The organism is Chryseobacterium sediminis (genome assembly GCF_008386505.1).
Classification (GTDB): domain Bacteria; phylum Bacteroidota; class Bacteroidia; order Flavobacteriales; family Weeksellaceae; genus Chryseobacterium; species Chryseobacterium sediminis.
This window is the reverse complement of record NZ_VUNZ01000003.1, coordinates 373,255-390,486: the sequence shown is the minus strand read 5'-3', so window position 1 is coordinate 390,486 and position 17,232 is coordinate 373,255. Positions and strand designations below refer to the sequence as shown.

At 35.3% G+C, this 17,232-nt stretch carries 18 protein-coding genes; 10 read left to right on the top strand and 8 right to left on the bottom strand.

Translation table 11 applies throughout. From position 1 onward, the window contains the following. Positions 1-341 precede the first annotated feature (341 nt). The 4 genes from FW780_RS17080 to dnaA form a co-directional block, all read right to left on the bottom strand. Entirely contained in the window at positions 342-1,040 is a 699-nt protein-coding gene (locus tag FW780_RS17080) for an SAM-dependent methyltransferase (protein WP_149834872.1), read from the bottom strand. 4 nt (positions 1,041-1,044) lie between these two features. Beyond that, positions 1,045-1,545 (bottom strand): nuclear transport factor 2 family protein, encoded by a 501-nt coding sequence (locus tag FW780_RS17075; RefSeq protein ID WP_149834871.1) that lies wholly within the window; start codon positions 1,543-1,545, stop codon positions 1,045-1,047. Positions 1,546-1,547: 2 nt separating this feature from the next. Then, the gene (locus FW780_RS17070) at positions 1,548-2,000 is read right to left on the bottom strand and encodes a low molecular weight protein-tyrosine-phosphatase (RefSeq protein ID WP_149834870.1); all 453 of its coding nucleotides are present in this window, start codon (positions 1,998-2,000) and stop codon (positions 1,548-1,550) included. 100 nt (positions 2,001-2,100) lie between these two features. Beyond that, complete coding sequence (gene dnaA, locus FW780_RS17065) at positions 2,101-3,555, bottom strand: chromosomal replication initiator protein DnaA (RefSeq protein ID WP_047376841.1); 1,455 nt, start codon at positions 3,553-3,555, stop codon at positions 2,101-2,103. Positions 3,556-3,690: 135 nt separating this feature from the next. On the opposite strand from dnaA, the gene FW780_RS17060 reads away from it, so the two are divergent. The 5 genes from FW780_RS17060 to FW780_RS17040 all read left to right on the top strand — a co-directional run bounded on the left by FW780_RS17060 (position 3,691) and on the right by FW780_RS17040 (position 9,162). After that, entirely contained in the window at positions 3,691-4,113 is a 423-nt protein-coding gene (locus tag FW780_RS17060; RefSeq protein ID WP_149834869.1) for an acyl-CoA thioesterase, read from the top strand. Positions 4,114-4,347: 234 nt separating this feature from the next. Next, entirely contained in the window at positions 4,348-5,196 is an 849-nt protein-coding gene (pheA, locus tag FW780_RS17055; protein WP_149834868.1) for a prephenate dehydratase, read from the top strand. A gap of 362 nt (positions 5,197-5,558) precedes the next feature. Next, positions 5,559-6,266, top strand: a complete 708-nt coding sequence (locus FW780_RS17050) for a hypothetical protein (RefSeq protein WP_149834867.1) — start codon at positions 5,559-5,561, stop codon at positions 6,264-6,266. Positions 6,267-6,377: 111 nt separating this feature from the next. Then, the gene (locus FW780_RS17045; protein WP_149834866.1) at positions 6,378-8,609 is read left to right on the top strand and encodes a DUF2339 domain-containing protein; all 2,232 of its coding nucleotides are present in this window, start codon (positions 6,378-6,380) and stop codon (positions 8,607-8,609) included. A gap of 115 nt (positions 8,610-8,724) precedes the next feature. Then, complete coding sequence (locus FW780_RS17040; RefSeq protein WP_149834865.1) at positions 8,725-9,162, top strand: hypothetical protein; 438 nt, start codon at positions 8,725-8,727, stop codon at positions 9,160-9,162. A 41-nt stretch (positions 9,163-9,203) separates the two neighbouring features. Here the strand turns inward: FW780_RS17040 and FW780_RS17035 are convergent, their stop codons facing one another. Further along, positions 9,204-10,481 carry a replication-associated recombination protein A gene (locus FW780_RS17035; protein WP_149834864.1) on the bottom strand — a complete coding sequence of 426 codons (1,278 nt, stop codon included), beginning with the start codon at positions 10,479-10,481 and terminating at the stop codon, positions 9,204-9,206. A gap of 103 nt (positions 10,482-10,584) precedes the next feature. On the opposite strand from FW780_RS17035, the gene yidD reads away from it, so the two are divergent. Further along, positions 10,585-10,836: a membrane protein insertion efficiency factor YidD gene (yidD, locus tag FW780_RS17030; protein ID WP_047423501.1), complete on the top strand. Its 252-nt coding sequence runs from the start codon at positions 10,585-10,587 to the stop codon at positions 10,834-10,836. Between the two features lie 443 nt (positions 10,837-11,279). Continuing rightward, positions 11,280-12,143, top strand: a complete 864-nt coding sequence (lgt, locus tag FW780_RS22660) for a prolipoprotein diacylglyceryl transferase (RefSeq protein WP_149835053.1) — start codon at positions 11,280-11,282, stop codon at positions 12,141-12,143. Positions 12,144-12,263: 120 nt separating this feature from the next. Here the strand turns inward: lgt and FW780_RS17020 are convergent, their stop codons facing one another. Continuing rightward, complete coding sequence (locus tag FW780_RS17020) at positions 12,264-13,781, bottom strand: NAD(P)H-hydrate dehydratase (protein WP_149834863.1); 1,518 nt, start codon at positions 13,779-13,781, stop codon at positions 12,264-12,266. A 251-nt stretch (positions 13,782-14,032) separates the two neighbouring features. Between FW780_RS17020 and mscL the strand changes: the two genes are divergently transcribed. Next, entirely contained in the window at positions 14,033-14,410 is a 378-nt protein-coding gene (gene mscL, locus FW780_RS17015) for a large conductance mechanosensitive channel protein MscL (RefSeq protein ID WP_149834862.1), read from the top strand. 70 nt (positions 14,411-14,480) lie between these two features. Here mscL and FW780_RS17010 read toward each other — a convergent pair whose 3' ends face one another. Further along, positions 14,481-15,440, bottom strand: a complete 960-nt coding sequence (locus FW780_RS17010) for a D-2-hydroxyacid dehydrogenase (RefSeq protein ID WP_149834861.1) — start codon at positions 15,438-15,440, stop codon at positions 14,481-14,483. Positions 15,441-15,527: 87 nt separating this feature from the next. Next, positions 15,528-15,938: an LNS2 domain-containing protein gene (locus tag FW780_RS17005; RefSeq protein WP_047376850.1), complete on the bottom strand. Its 411-nt coding sequence runs from the start codon at positions 15,936-15,938 to the stop codon at positions 15,528-15,530. Between the two features lie 311 nt (positions 15,939-16,249). Here FW780_RS17005 and idi point away from each other — a divergent pair, with 311 nt between their 5' ends. Together idi and FW780_RS16995 are read left to right on the top strand one after the other, a co-directional pair. Continuing rightward, positions 16,250-16,759, top strand: a complete 510-nt coding sequence (gene idi, locus FW780_RS17000) for an isopentenyl-diphosphate Delta-isomerase (protein ID WP_149834860.1) — start codon at positions 16,250-16,252, stop codon at positions 16,757-16,759. Then, positions 16,759-17,232: a hypothetical protein gene (locus FW780_RS16995; protein ID WP_149834859.1), complete on the top strand. Its 474-nt coding sequence runs from the start codon at positions 16,759-16,761 to the stop codon at positions 17,230-17,232. Before idi ends, FW780_RS16995 begins: the two co-directional genes overlap by 1 nt.

Here is a 17,232-nt window from a genome sequence, read left to right as displayed (position 1 = left end):
TAAATTAAACAAAATAAATTAGTTAATATCTCAAATTAAAACACAAAATAACAATTCATAACATATTATTATTAACACATCATCATGTAATATTAAAACATAAAAGTACGAAAAATCCACTAAATTAATCACACATTATTGAAATAAAATTTATTTGAATTAGTATTAAATAAGACAAAGAGAGAAAATAAAGAGGTAAAGTATTGTTATTAATATGACTGCTAATGGATTACCGAAAATTCTTTTAAATCAAAAAAAGAAAGGCTGAGAGAATATTTAATTCTTTCAGCCTGTAAATTGTAAAGTTTCTTAAGATTACGTTGAATCAAAAAGAATAAAGCTTATTTCCCAAGGACAAACACTGCGGGAATTTTATGAAGTTCCGGCTTCTGTTTCTGCCAGTCTTTTATAGATTTTGTCTTGATGAATTCATGTTCAGGATCGTTGATATTGGCCGCAATACACAGCTTGGTATTGGGTGATAAAAACTTACACAAATCTTCAAAAAGCTGATTGTTTCTATATGGTGTTTCCATGAAAATCTGTGAATATCCTGTTTTCTGAACAAGGCTTTCAAGATTCATGATATGCTTCTTTTTCTCTCCTTTATCAATAGGAAGATAACCATGAAAAGTAAATTCCTGTCCGTTGAATCCACTGGAAATCAAGGCTAGAATAATGGATGAAGGCCCTGAAATAGGGATCACTCTGATGTTTTTCTCATGACACCATTTAACGATCAGGTTTCCAGGATCAGCAATACAAGGCAATCCTGCTTCTGACAACAAGCCGAAGTCCTGCCCTTTCAGCATCAGATCCTGAGCTTCCTTGATATCTGCATTTTCTGTGTATTTGTCTAATAAAAACAATTTCAGATCAGCCTGCTTTTTTTCCGGAGCAAAAAATTTAACAACCTTTCTTGCTGTTTTTTCATTTTCCACGAAGAAATAGTCTGTCTGCATGATATAATCCTTCAGAACAGGTGAAAAGTGGTTGATAGAAGTATTTTCTGATAAGTAAGCAGGGAGTAAAAAAAGCATTGTATTATTTTTTAGTTCTTTCGTTTAATGAAGGTTGTGTAAAGTATTTTGTAAGATCCATGGAAAAGGTAACGGAAGTGATCTTCCAGGTTCCGTTGATCTTCATCAGTGTCCAGATTTCCTTTCCCCAGTTTTCCATTTTACTGTCATACCAAAAGCTGTAATCGAAATTGGCAGAAGCTATAGCTCCATCTTCCACGATCTTAATATTATCAAATTTCTCTTCAGATTTATCATCTTTAAAACTTTTTATAAAAGCCTTATAGTCATCTGCAAAGTAGTAGTCTGCCTTAGGATTTTTCTCAAGGCGTTTAGCCTGCGTCCTGTCTTTGTAAATCCCGGTCCAAAGTACAGGTTCCTGAAATAAAGAGAGATATTTGGCTTCATCTCTGGTTTTAATACATCCCATAAAGTCATCCATTACTTTACGGATCTCTATTTCATCTTTGGTTTGGGCAAAAGATAAATTAAAGCTTACAAGGAGCAGTAACAGTAGTTTTTTCATGATTATGATTTAGATATTTGGTTCTTTATAGCATCACATCCCCTATCCAAAAGCTGAAAGACTTTTTCAAAATCGCTCATATCTCCCCAATAAGGGTCTGGAACCTCAGCATTTTTATGATCCCCTAATACTTCTAAAAACAAAGATACTTTCTGTCGTTCTTCTTCGTTTCTTGTTTTGGAAACCACATCTTCAAAGACATCAATATCCATGCAGTAGATCTTATCAAAGTTTTCAAAATCTTTTCCGGTAATGGGTCTTGATCTCTGTTTTGATATATCAATATTATGGTTGGCGGCAGTTTTAATGGCTCTTTTGTCGGGATGTTCTCCTTCATGCATTGAAATGGTTCCGGCTGAGTCTACCACAAAGTTTCCCGGCACCTTTGTTTTCATGATCCCTTCTGCGAGAGGACTTCTGCATATATTTCCCAGACAAACCATTAATATTTTCATATTCTATTTATTTAAAAAGAGTCTTTTTATCCCAACAAAACTAAATAAAAAATGAAGAATAAAACTATCCTTCATTTCAATTTATTTCTGTTCAACAATGTTATTGTTTGATTCTTTCTGTAAGGTCTTTTACGTACTTCTTGATTTCTTTATCAATTTTTGATACATCTTTGATCGTATCACAAGCATACATTACCGTAGAGTGGTCTTTACCTCCCATTTCTTCACCGATTTTAGTAAATGTAGAATTGGTAAATTCTTTAGAGAAGTACATCGCAAGTTGTCTTGGTAATGCAATCTCTCTTTTTCTTGTTTTCGACAGCAATTGTTCTTTCTTGATTCCAAAATAATCGCATACCACTTCCTGAATATAAGGAATGTTGATAATCTTTTTCTGGTTGGCAGCAATTCTGTTAATCGTTTCCTTTAACAATTCAAGGCTCAGATCTCTCTTATATACCGTAGAGTAAGCGATCACAGAGTTGATCACTCCGATAAGTTCTCTTACATTGGTTTTTGTTTCCACAGCAAGGAAATCAAGCATATCCCCAGGAAGAACGATTCCGTCTCTGCTTAGTTTATCTTCAATGATTTGTCTTCTTGTAGACAGATCCGGAGATTTGATTTCTGCAGAAAGTCCCCATTTGAAACGGGAAACAATTCTGTCCTGAATATCCATAATATCAGCAGGAGCTTTATCTGAAGTAAGGATAATCTGTTTTCCGTTCTGATGTAAATGATCAAAAATATGGAAGAAACTATCCTGAGTTGCTGATTTTCCTGATAAGAACTGAATATCATCAATAATCAGTACATCTACCATTTGATAGAAATTCGCAAATTCCGTCTGCTTGTGCGCTTTGGCAGCAGAAATAAACTGCTGGATAAATTTTTCAGAAGACAGATAAAGGACTACTTTATCAGGGAACTGATTTTTTACTTCAAGTCCTACAGCTTGTCCTAAATGGGTTTTTCCAACTCCGTAACCTCCATATAAGAATAACGGGTTGAAGGCAGTTGCTCCAGGTCTTTTTGCAATGGATCTGGCTACAGTGGCTGCAAACTTATTGCTTTCACCTTCTACATAACTATCAAAAGAATAGTCAGGTTTAAGGTTAGAATCTATATTTACTTTTCTTATTCCGGGAACTACAAAAGGATTTACAATATTAGCAGAGAATCCTTGAGGCATTGTTTCCTGTGTTTTTGGAGTAGGAACGCTTTGTCCCTTGATGTTCATGGTAACTGGTTTTTCTTCACCTTTTGGTCTGTTTTCCATCACAGAATACCATAATTTCACTCCTTTTCCAATATTTTTCTTCAGGGCAGCTGAAAGCAAGGACAGGTAATTGTCCTCTATATATTCCTTGTAAAAATCGCTCGGTACGATAAGCGTAAGGTTGTTAGCTACTAATGAAAGCGGCTGAACCTTATCGAATAACATATCGAAAGATTTTTCAAGTTTTTTCAGGTCAGAATTGTCTTCAGCTGCGTTCAGGTTATCACGCATAAACTGAAGGCATTTCTGCCATATCATCATTAAATTGTCATCCATTTTTATGCCCCGATTATTCTTTGTTTGTACTGTGTTTAGAAGGAAGACAAAGGTCCAATTTTTTCTTTTCAAAAAAAAATATTGCAGGTATTGATTATTTAAAAATATATTTGTATGTATAATTTAACACCTAAAATGATACACACAACACACTCAATACGAGTACGTTACGCAGAAACAGATCCAATGAAATATGTATACTATGGTAACTATGCAACATACTTTGAAGTAGCGAGAGTGGAGCTATTCAGAAGCATAGGAATTTCATACAATGAAATTGAAAACCAAGGAATTTGGCTCCCTGTTTCGGACTATAAAATTAAGTATATTCGCCCAGCTTTGTATGATCAAAAATTAGAAATTCATACTTATGTTAAAAAAATTCCGGGAGTAAGAATTGAATTTGAATATGAAATTTACAATGAAGAGCATATTAAAATAACAGAAGCATCGACTACTTTATTTTTTCTGGATGCAAAAACCAACAAAGTCATCAAATGCCCCGATTTTCTGATGGAAATGATTGAGAAGAACTGGAAGGCGGACGATAGGGATTAAGTTACAGAAAGCAGGAATTTTTGTAGAGCAGTTATAAAGGAAAGGTCAATAGTGAATTTTGCTTTGCAAGTGAATGGTGAATTTTTAGTAAAATAACGAAAATAACTGTTCAACCAAGAACTAAGGAACAAAAAAACGAGCAACCAGCAACATTAAACCCAAAACCTTGAACTTTGAAATCTATTTATGAATACCTTTGTACCTTTATTTTAATCATCCCTTATATATTATATTATGAAGATTGCATTTTTGGGACCTCATGCCAGTTTCACCCAGCTTGCCGCGGCGCAGCTTTTTCCTGATGAAGAGTTATTACCACAAGCCAGTATTCTGGATTGTTTTAATGCTGTTGAAAACGGAGAAGCAGTAAAGGCAGTTGTACCTTTGGAAAACTCTATTGAGGGCACAGTTTCTATGACGCTGGATTATTTATATAAGACCCCGTCTATTAAGATTGAAGCAGAAGCGGTAATGCCTATTGCGCATCACCTGATGATGCACCCTGAAAACTCTATTGAGAATATTGAAAGAATATATTCTCACCCACAGGCTCTGGCACAGAGTTTCCATTTTCTGGACACCCATTATAAGGAAATTCCAAAACAGGACTTTTCTTCTACAGCTGCTGCTGCAAAATTTGTTTCAGAAAACAAGGAGACTCCTATTGCTGCAGTTGCAAACCAGTTTGCTGCCAATTTGTATGGACTGAAAATTATCAACCGTAATATTCAGGATTTTGAACAGAATCATACCCGGTTTATTATTATCTCTAAACAACAGAACACTTATCAAAATAACAATCTGGAAACTTTAGGAGAAAAAGCAGGCATGCTAATCACCCTTCCGGAAGATCATCCCGGTGGATTGCATCAGGTTTTATCGGTTTTTGCATGGCGAAAGATGAACCTCAGCAAAATTGAGTCCAGAACATTAAAGACCGGGCTGGGCAATTATTTCTTCTTTATCAATGTGGAAGGACCTTGGGAAGATGTCTTACATGGAAACGCCCTCAAAGAACTTGAATCTATTAATGCTAATGTTGATTTTCTTGGAAACTATAAAGAATTCCTCTTAGAAAGCTAGAAAAAAGCAAATAAATACATTAAAAACACTGCCATTAGAGCAGTGTTTTTGCTTTTAAACCTAATAAAAACCTCAAAAAAAATAATTTTTATAAAAAAATATCCGATGCTCTACACGTCACCTTTACCACAAAAATAACCCACACTATGGAGAGAAATACATTTCCTTAAACACCTTATAAACAGACAATTAATTAGAAGATAAATATAATAACTCGTAATTAAATTATGAGGCAATATTACACAAAATATAAACATATGTTTAAAAATATTACATCATATTAATATTAAAATTACAAATTTCACAATGAAGGGTTTAATTTTTGTTGTATATTTGCTAAGCAACTAATTAAAATCTTGATCATGAAAACTAAACTTTACAGCTTAATGTTAGCATGCGCAGCTCTACCATTATTTTCACAAGTTGGTATCAATACAGCTACTCCATCTGCAACTTTAGATGTTAATGGAACACTGAAAGTTAGAGATACACCCGCAGCTACTGCATTACCTGGTTATCAGGTTTTAGCAATTAACCAGGGAAGTACTCAGGTTTACACCGTAGACCCAGCATTATTAATCGCAGCATCTGATACAAACACCACTGTTTATGCCGCAAAGAAGACAGCAGGAATCAGCCTTTTGAGCCTTGGACTTTTCCCTTCAGGATTCAGAGCTGTTAACTTCTTAGCAGCAGAAAGAACTTTAGGATCTGGAAGCTTATTCAGCGACACAGATAATACCTATACAATTCCATCCACAGGTGTTTATGCAATAGGCTTTGCATTTCGTTATGGATCCGGATTACAAGCATCAATATTGGCCAATAGCCCAGGAGTTGGTATTGTAAGAACAAGAGCTGGCGTAGCAACTACTATAGATAGCCGTCCGTTCAGTGGTGCTAACCTAATTTTATTAAGCCTGACGATTGCCGAAACTTCTATTAATTCAATCTATTCCTTCCAGGCAGGAGACAAAATTTCATTTGGTCTTGTAGGATCAACAGCATTGGACGTAGGCTTATTAGGATCCAGTATTGCTTCGTTCTCCATTTACAAAATATCAAACTAGTAAAACATATTGTTAGTTATCTATACCATTTAACCCATCACAGTATAAGTGATGGGTTAATTTTTTAATTAGCTTCTCAAACATTTCTTTATATTTGATAAAACTAATGAAATGAATGAACTTGTTGCGGCCATCATCCTTATAGTAATCTTCATCATTTTCAACAATCTGAATACTAAAATCAGAAGACTTGAAAAGGAAATTTCGGACCTTAATCATAAAATCAATAAGGTCCCGGATCAGTCTGAAGTGATTCATCAAAAAACTTCAACAGAAGAAACTATCGTACCTCAGCAAGTACAATCTCATCAAACTGTTCCTGAAGCAATAAAAAATGGAGGAGAAAATGAAGAAATCCCAACACCGGTTCAAAAAGACTGGCTGACTCCCGTTTTTGATTTTTTAAAACAAAATGCACTCACCATCATTGGTATTTTTACTCTCGTTCTCGGAATTGGTTATTTTGTAAAGTATGCTATTGATAAAAACTGGATCGGAGAAACTGCACGAGCAGGTATTGGTTTTTGCACCGGCGCCGGAATCATCATTACAGGACATTTCCTGAGAAGAAACTATACAGCATTTGCTTCCATTATAACCGGAGGCGGAATTGCAGTATTATATTTCACCACTACTATTGCTTTCCGGGAATATCATCTTTTTACACAGAATATAGCTTTTTTTATCACTGCACTCATTACAGCAGCATCTATTCTCTTATCCTATTATTATAAAAGTGAAGTCTTAATTATTTTCTCGTTAATAGGAGGATTTAGTGCTCCCATGATGATCAGTACCGGGCAAAGCAACTACCCTTTCCTGTTTATTTATCTTATTCTTTTAAATATCGGAATGCTAGTAGCCTCTTTTCTTCAACACTGGAAAAGCGTGGGATGGACTGCCTATATTTTTACAACTGCTTATCTCTTTTATTGGACGAACGAGAGTCCGGAGCTTTTAAGCATTACTTTTTACATGATCAGTTATGTGATTTTCTACCTTTTTGCCCTGCATGATTACATTAGGAAGAGTATACTTTCAACATCTGATATTTTAATACTTGCTTTTGCTAATTTTTCGAGTGTGCTGGGACTACTCTACGTTTTTGATACTTTAGCGTATGAACCTCCGATTATTTTCCCACTTATTTTCGCAGCAGTTAATGCTATTCTGTTCTTTAGAGAATATGGGCGGAAAAACTTCGGAATTGCTTATTCTGTATTTGCAGGACTCGTTACCAGCCTTATCACCATTGCTATAGCGATTCAGTTTAAAACCCATCTTATCACCAGTATCTGGGCAATAGAAACCACCCTGCTGCTTTTCATCTGGAAAAAAACAGGTCATAAAATTTTCAAGATTTTCTTTTACATTCTTTTCCCATTGGTCATGATCGCTCAGATTGTAACCTGGACAGAGTATCTTGGGACAACAAATTTTAATATTATATTCAATCCTCCATTTATTACAAGCTCGTTTACCATCATTTCAATAATGATCAATTTATATTTATTAAGGAATACAGGAAAAGAGCCACAGGAGAAAGTCAACACCTTTTTTGAAGACCTCATTACGGTGTTGAGCTATGGAGTTATTTATTTAAGTCTTCTTTTTGAGCTTACATACCACGTTTCCGAGATGCCCTGGTCAGCAATTGTCAGTATAGGATTGCTATTCAGTATTTATTATCTATTTATATTATTACTTTTCAGAAAACAGCTGAATATCAGAAGTGATGTTCAGACCGTTATGATTTATCTGTTTTTCTTTCTGATAATCTTTAATACATCAGCTTCTACACTACCGGTTGTCACTGCTGTTTTAACAAAAAAGCTCCATTTGAGTTTCTATTTACTGCACCTGCTTCAGTGGATTCCTTTTATATATGTATGTTCCCGGATTATTCCGTCATCTGAATTTCATAAAACCTGGATTTCTTACTGGATTCTGTCTTTAGCACTTATCATATCCGTTAGCTTTGAGCTTCATCATTCCTATGTTTTAATGGTTTCCAGTGATATTCCTCATTCTTATGAAGCAAGCGCACACTTCAATATTCTTTATCTTCCTATTGTATGGACTCTTCTTGCCAGCATTTTTATTTATATGGGCTTGAAAAAGGATATTCAGGAATACAACAAAGTTGGTTTTGCATTGATAGGACTTATGGTTTTAAAACTCTATGGTTATGATGTATGGCAAATGGATAACATTTCAAGAATCAGTGCCTTTATTGCACTCGGAATTATCTTATTATTAAGTTCTTTCGCCTTTCAGCGCCTGAAAAATATCATCAGAAACATGGTTGATAAAAAAGATAAAAGTGAGGAAACCACAGACTGATACTCAAGATAAAAGTTTTTATTATAAATAAAATGTAAAACAATCTAAGATTTCATTCACATTTTATAAAAAATAACTATATTTATCACGTTTTTAACAGTTACATATTCTGATTATGAAAAAATTACTCTACTCTTTTTTAATACTCTCTTCTGCTACTTTATTTGCACAGCAAAAAAATCCTGCCGTGAAGTTTGCAGTTGCTGACAACGCTATCGGAACCGTTGAATTGTTCAATGCGAAAAAGAACGTATTGCAGGTTTCTAAAGTATACAATACCCAGGCAAGTCTTCCCCAAAGTTTAAAAAAATACAGTTCTGTTTTTACAAAAGGGGTGACTGAATACAAATTCAAAAACGGAGAAAATATATTTGACAGAATGTCATTATCTAACCTCAACGCACAATATAATATCCCGGCAGACAATCCGGTATTTATTGAAGGCTATGAATTTACAGATACAAGCACAATGATCTATCCTGAGATCAAGAAAAGAGCAGAAACAAAAGATCACAACGGTAAGAAAACATTGTTTATCTATACTACCGAATAAATTGAATAATAAAGGATGCCGTTTTCAGCATCCTTTTTATTTTAATATTTATTGTTCCACTTTTTCTTAAGCTCCTCATAAATCTTCTTTTCCGTAGAATTATTACCGGGCTCATATAATTTTACATTCCTGATTTCCTCAGGGAGAAAGTCCTGTTCTACAAAATTTCCTTCATAGGAATGGGCATATTTATATTCTTTTCCGTAGTCCAGATCTTTCATCAGTTTTGTAGGAGCATTTCTCAAATGAAGCGGTACCGGCAGATTTCCGGTCTGTTTCACCAAAGCCAGCGCTTCATTAATAGCCATATAAGCAGAATTACTTTTGGGAGAAACCGCAAGATATACCGCTGTTTCACTTAATATAATCCTTGCTTCAGGATTACCAATTACATTGATCGCCTGAAAACAATTGTTGGCTACCACCAGTGCATTAGGATTAGCCAATCCTACATCTTCAGCAGCCAGAATAAGCATTCTACGGGCAATAAACTTAATATCTTCACCTCCGGCAATCATCCTTGCCAGCCAGTAAACAGCTCCGTTAGGATCACCGCCACGCATAGATTTGATAAAGGCTGAAATAATATCATAATGCTGCTCTCCGTTTTTATCATACAGCGCCATTGTTTCCTGAAGGACTTCAAGAACATCAGTATTAATAATTTCTGTTGTACCTGAATTTTTATATTGATTCAAAACCAGCTCTACAGAATTGATTAATTTTCTGGCATCACCACCCGAGTACTGAATAAAAGCTTCTTTTTCAAGGATTTTAAAATCAGTCCCCTCATCTTTATTATATCTTTCGGAAGCAATATCAATCAATTCTTCAAGTTTTTCATAACTCAAAGCTTTTAAAATATAGACCTGGCTTCTTGAAAGCAATGCTGAAACTACTTCAAAGCTTGGATTTTCCGTAGTCGCTCCTATCAGAACAATCCAGCCTTTTTCTACTGCATGCAGCAGCGAATCCTGTTGGGATTTATTGAAACGGTGAATCTCATCAATAAATAAGATGGGTGATTTCCCTGAAAACAGATTCTGTTTTTTGGCATCCTCAATCACATCACGAACATCTTTCACACCTGAAGAAACTGCAGAAAGTTTATAGAACTTCCTTCCTGACTGCTCCGAGATAATTTCAGCCAGCGTTGTCTTCCCTGTTCCTGGCGGTCCCCAAAGAATCAGCGAATTCAGCGTGTTATTTTCAATCATTTTTCTGATCGTTCCTTTATCGCCGGTAAGGTGTTCCTGCCCCAATACATCGTTCAGGGTTTTGGGTCTTAATTTTTCAGCTAATGGAATATTTTGATTCAAAGTAATTCTATTTTTTTAAGATCAATGTTTCGGATTTTTGATCACCGAAACTTATAACAAAATTAAACTAATTTTCATTTTTTTACCCTATTTTTGCATTGTTTTGAAACTTACATTCAATAAAATCATTACATTTCCGCTGGTAATTTTGATAAAATTTTACCAATGGTTCATCTCGCCCTTACTTCCCAAAAACTGCCGTTACGAACCTACCTGTTCTCATTATATGATTGAGTCTCTTCGGGTTCATGGGATCTTTAAAGGTTTCTGGCTGGGATTTAAAAGAATTTTAAGATGCCACCCGTGGGGAGGCAGCGGTTATGATCCCGTTCCACCCAAACATAAATGTCAATAATCAAACTATTAAATCAATAGAAAATGAATACTATTTTTTTCAGAATTTATCTTGTGCTGTTTGCGTTCACAACGCAGCTTCTTTTTGCACAGGAATACCCTGGAGGTTTATCTGACGGAACTTTAGATATCAACGGAAGCAACGTTCCGGTAAAAATCTATTCTACCACAGAAATGGGAGACCTGACTGCTTTTCCGGACAGAGCCATTAATAATAATGTTGTGGTTATTCTTAATGGATCCAGCCTTGAGCCTTCTTATTATAATTATGCAGCTTCAGCATTGGCAAGATTCAAAGATTCCCACTATCAGTTTTTTGATAAAAACTTTAAGCTGATCAATACCGCTGCTAACCAGGAAAATGTTACAACGTTTAAATATGCGATAAAAACTGCAAAACCTATCACAGATTCTGATAAAGTAGAACTTGAAACTCCGTTTAAAATATGGGATCCATCGAAAGGAATTCATATAGGATCATTTACCCTTCACTTTTATAGTTTGATGTTTGTATTTGCCTTTGGTTTCGGATATGTTTTAATGACCAGAATCTTTAAGATTGACAATATTAACCAAAGATACCTGGAGCCTCTTTTCACATGGACTTTGATTGGAACAATCCTTGGGGCAAGATTAGGACATGTTATTTTTTATCAGCCGGAATTATTCAAAGAAGATTTCTGGAGTGTATTTTTACCTATAAGCACAAAAAATGGTCTTAAATTCACAGGATTTTCAGGACTGGCAAGTCATGGCGCTACTATCGCTTTGATTTTTACGACACTTTATTATTCATTTAAAATCATAAAGAAAAATCCATTCTGGGTATATGACAGATTGGGTATTGTAGTTGCTTTAGGAGGAGCATTTGTAAGAATGGGGAACTTTTTCAATTCTGAAATCGTTGGTAAACCTGCTGATCCCAACTCTCCTTTTGCATTGCTTTTCCCACAGCAAAGCAGCGAATATGGTCTTACCGTACCTCGTTATCCGAGCCAGCTATTTGAAGCTGTAGGGTATGTTCTTCTTTTCATTTTATTATGGATTCTTTACAGAAAAACAGATAAAAAATATCAGCAGGGATGGTTATTTGGTTTATTCTTTATTATTCTTTGGGCCATCAGATTCTTTGTTGAGTTCCTTAAAGAACCGCAAGGTGACGAATTCATCCAGATTGGAGGTCTTAATACAGGTCAGGTACTTTCTATTCCGTTTATGATCGCAGGAGTTGTTATCATGATCGTTTCTAAGAAATTTAAGATCACTCCGGAAGAAAATGAAAAACCTGAATACATTGAGAAAGCGTAAGCAAACACTGGAACTTGAACAAGTCCGGTTTTAAGATAAAAAAGGCAAATTTGTGTTAGTACAGATTTGCCTTTTTATTTTTAAGTCTATTTCAAAAAGCCACTCAGCTCATTTTCTCTATTACAAACTTCTCGTTGCTTTTCTGTTCAACTCTTCAAAAACACTTCCAAATTCACCAATAACATCCGTGGGAAGCATAGATTCTTTTGAATACCTCTCTGAAGCAAGATCAGCCGATCTCCCATGAAGCCACACTCCTAAAATACAGGTTTCTTCTTCGGAATATCCCTGTGCCAAAAGTGAGGTCAGAATTCCGGTAAGGATATCTCCACTGCCTCCTTTCGCAAGACCTGCATTTCCGGTTATATTGTAAAACACCTTTCCTTCCGGAGTAACAACCTGTGTATGATGATCTTTCAATACGATATAAATGCCATGTTCTTTTGCTTTTTCTCTGGCCAGTTCTAGTCTTTTAAAAGAATTCTCTGTACTTCCGAAAAGCCTTTCAAACTCTTTCGGATGAGGAGTAATGATTGATTTTTTGGGGATTAATTTTATATTTCCTGATTTTTTAGAAATAATATTCAATGCATCGGCATCCAGAATCAATGGGTTGGTATAGTTTTTCAGAAAGCTTAAAAAACTTTTTTCAGTATCTGAATGAGTTCCCAGTCCGGGGCCTATGCCATAGGTAAAGTCTTTGTCTACCTCAAAGTTTGTCACAAAGTGCTTCCCTCCTGCTATAAACATAGCTTCGGGACATGTAGTCTGCAGTATCTCATATCCACATTCCGGTGCCAGAGTGAACGTAAGACCAGCTCCGGTCCTTAATGCGGATTGTGTCGCCAGAACAGCAGCTCCTATTTTACCATAACTTCCTCCTATGATTGCAGCCTTACCATAAGTTCCTTTATGGGAAAATTCCTGCCTGGGTTTGAATATATATTCTATCAGCTGATCATCAATGACAAAATATTCTGCAGTATTCGTATCAGCATAGGCTTCACTTAAATCAATATCAAGCACTTCTACTTTTCCGGTATATTTTCCGGTTTCGGGATGAAGGAATGTTCTTTTCCAGCACTGAAAAGTCAGTGTATAATCAGACTTCAGAATAACGGGATTATTATCAAAAACCTCATCAGCAGACAGCCCCGAAGGAATATCAATGGATATCTTAATATTCTTTTTGGAGTTCAGCTGCTCAACAAGTACTTTGTACCCACCTTCCAGCGGTCTGGATAAACCTGTTCCGAAAAGGGCATCAATAATGATTGTTTTATCATCAAAATTATAGTGTTCACTATGATCAAATTTCCTCACTGAAATTCCTGACAAATCGCGGAGCCTTTTCAGATTAACCGAAGCATCTTCTGAAAATTTCCGTTTAGAATCACCTACAAATACATCAACATCAAAGCCTTTCAAATACAGTATTCTTGCCACCGCCAATCCATCTCCTCCATTATTTCCGTTGCCACAAAATACGGCCAGTTTTTTATGATTTTTACAATGCTCCGAAATCCAATGGGCTGCAGCCATTGAAGCTCTTTCCATCAATTGGATGGATGAAACCTGCTCATGGGAAATGGTAAACTGATCCCAGCTGCGAATCTGTTCTGCGGTGAAAATCTTCATAGGTGAAACAAACAAACTTTTAAGCAAATTACAAAAGATTTTTCATTATGATATCACCTCAATAATAAAAATAAGGAGACCTAATGAATGAAATAAAGTATCCGTATAAAGCTAAAATATTCATCAAACTCAATTCTATGAATTCATCATAAAATTCAATGTTTTGGGAATAAAAAACTATAAAAAGTAGTGTTTTTTACATTTTTAAATTATATTTTTGTGTATATACTAATTAAAAAAAAATATAAATTATGGGATTTGTAAAAGAATTTAAAGAATTTGCCTTTAAGGGGAACGTTCTCGATCTTGCTGTCGGTGTGATCATTGGTGCAGCATTTGGTAAAATTGTTTCGTCTTTAGTGGAAGATGTAATCACTCCTCTGATACTGAATCCGGCATTGAAAGCAGCCGGTGCAGAAAACATTGCAAAACTTTCTTGGAATGGTGTTGCTTATGGGAATTTTATTTCAGCCGTAATCAGTTTCCTTTGTATTGCTATGGTTCTTTTCTGGATCATTAAATTCGCCAATAGAGTCAACAAAAAAGAAGTTCCGGCTCCTGCAGGACCTACAGACGATCAAAAATTACTGGCAGAGATCAGAGATTTATTGAAAAGCAAAAATATCTAATCTGATAACAATCATTCAAAATAAAAAAGCACCTCAACTTGAGGTGCTTTTGTTGTATAATATCATTCAATTATTGAATCTGTAAAATACTTGAAATCTGCTCAGCCAGTGAAAGCCCAATTCTGTCTTGTGCTTCAAGAGTAGAAGCTCCCGTGTGAGGGGTAAGAGAGATTTTAGAGTGATTAAGAATTTCCTTAGATGGAGTTGGTTCGTTAATGAAAACATCCAATCCGGCAAATCTTACTTTTCCGGAATCCAAAGCCTCAATTAAAGCAGCTTCATCAATAACTCCTCCTCTGGAACAGTTCACAACAGCCACTCCGTCTTTCATTATTTCAAATTCATTCTTGCCAATCATATAACCGTCTTTCTGAGCCGGAACATGCAGTGTAATAAAGTCTGAATGCTTTAAAACTTCCTGCAATGGCTCTGTTTCTATATCAACATTGATAAACTGGTTGTTATAAAATTTTACTTTGATACTGGCTTTTCCTACATTATTATCAGCAGCAACCACTCTCATCCCAAGTCCTAAAGCGATTCTTGCTACTTCCTGCCCGATTCTTCCCATCCCAACAATACCAATTGTCTTTCCTCTCAGTTCAATACCGGCAGCATATGCTTTTTTAAGCCCTGAAAATTCAGTATCGCCTACCAAAGGCATTTTCCTGTTAGAATCCTGAAGAAATCTTGCTCCGGAAAATAAATGGGCAAAAACAAGTTCAGCCACCGATTCTGAAGAAGCTGAAGGCGTATTGATCACATGAATCCCTTTTTCTCTTGCATAATCTACATCAATATTATCCATACCTACTCCACCTCTGCCAATAATGTCAATAGATGGGCATCCGTCAATAATATCTTTTCTTACCTGTGTAGCACTCCTCACCAATAATGTGCGGATTTTGTGCTCGTTAATATAATCTACCAAAAACTCCTGTGGAACTTTTGTAGTAATCACCTCAAAGCCTTTTTCTGTCAATGCATCTATTCCAGATTGATCCAGGCCGTCGTTTGCTAAAACTTTCATAAAATATCGAGTATATTAAAAAATGAAAGATTTAAAAATTAAAGGAACCGGGTTCACATTTAATCTTTAAATCTTTGAATTATATTTTTATTCGCCGTCTTCTTTGAATACTTCAATGGTCACTTGCTTTTCAACCAAATCCGTAAATCTTCCTTTGTATCTTGTAGCTCTTACCAGGTGATTGTCTATCCAGTGATAATTTCCTCCTCTTGGTTTTCCGCAAAGTACGCTGTGGTATTTGAAACCATGTTTATCCAGCCAGTCTATGGTGATTTGTTTCAGATTTTCGGTTCTTGAAGTAAAAAAGCAGATCTGATGCCCTTCATCATACCATCTGTTGACAGTTTCCAATGCATCAGGATAAGGTTCGCAGGTAACCATTCTCTCCGGTTCTTCGTTTGGAACGTCATCTGTAATGGTTCCGTCGATATCTATTAAGTAATTTTTTACGCCATCCTTTAGAATAGGACTAATGTGTTCAATGTATTCTAATTCCATTACTAAATATTAAGTAACAAAGTTAGCGTTTTTACAACTATCAGGCACGTTAATCTTAGTTTATGTTAAAAATATACTATAAAAACTATTATTTAAAGAATAATATCAATATTTTATCAACCATTTCATTGCAAATAGTTAAAATTTTTCGTTTTGAAATTCCTTTTTATGAGTAAATATATAAGAGCAGATAAAAAAGGGAAAAAGAGATTTACCTGAAAGTATTCTCTGCCTTCTGAACATTTTTACAAAAAGCATGATGTTTATCTAAAAATTTCCAAAATACATTTATTACTCTTACATTTGTAGGAATGGAAGAATTTGTCGTTTTAGTAAATCCTGAAGATGAAGTTTTAGGACTGATGGAAAAACAGCAGGCTCACATCAATGGCCTGTTACACCGTGCTTTTTCTGTATTTCTGTTCAACAGTAAAGGAGAAATGCTTCTTCAGAAAAGGGCTTCAGGAAAATACCATTCTCCCAATCAATGGACCAATGCCGTATGTTCACACCCAAGAGATGGGGAAACTTATAAGGAAGGAGCAATACGCAGACTAAAGGAAGAACTCGGAATTGAGGCAGAACTTTCGGAAAAATTCAATTTTATTTATAAAGCAGATGTAGGTGGTGGCCTTTGGGAACACGAGCTGGATCATGTATTTGTGGGAAAGCATGAATCTGATTTCAATTTGAATAAAGATGAAGTGGAAGAAGTACGATTCATCTCGCCGGAAAATCTGGATAAAGAAATTTCTGAACATCCTGAAAACTTTACAGAATGGTTCAAAATCATCCTTGAAGAATATAAACACCATTTTTAATGATGAAAAAAATATTGTTTTTTTCTGCAATTGTAACGGGAAGTCTGTTTTTTGCCCAAAAAGCAAAAGTATACGAAAGCCCTAACTACTCTATTAATATTCCTGACGGCTGGAAATCTACAAATGACAGTGAGATCATCAATATTTTTCCTACGAGCCAGATAGGGGCCATTACAATTTCAGAATATCATGATTTGGCACTTCCGAAAGAAGAAGTAAAAAAATTCATCCTGGCACTTTATCAATCACAAGATCAAGAGAATAAAGTAAAAGATAAAAAAAGCCAAAAAGGATATACAGAATATCTGTATGAACACTTTGATGATAAGGAGAAGCTGTTCTGGATAACTAAAGTTTTTCAAAAAGACAAAAACTTATATTTAGTTTCCATCAACTGTGGCCAGAAATTCTGGAACGGAAACTACATGACCCAATTTAATGAGACTTTTAACAGTTTTAAAATAAAGAAATAA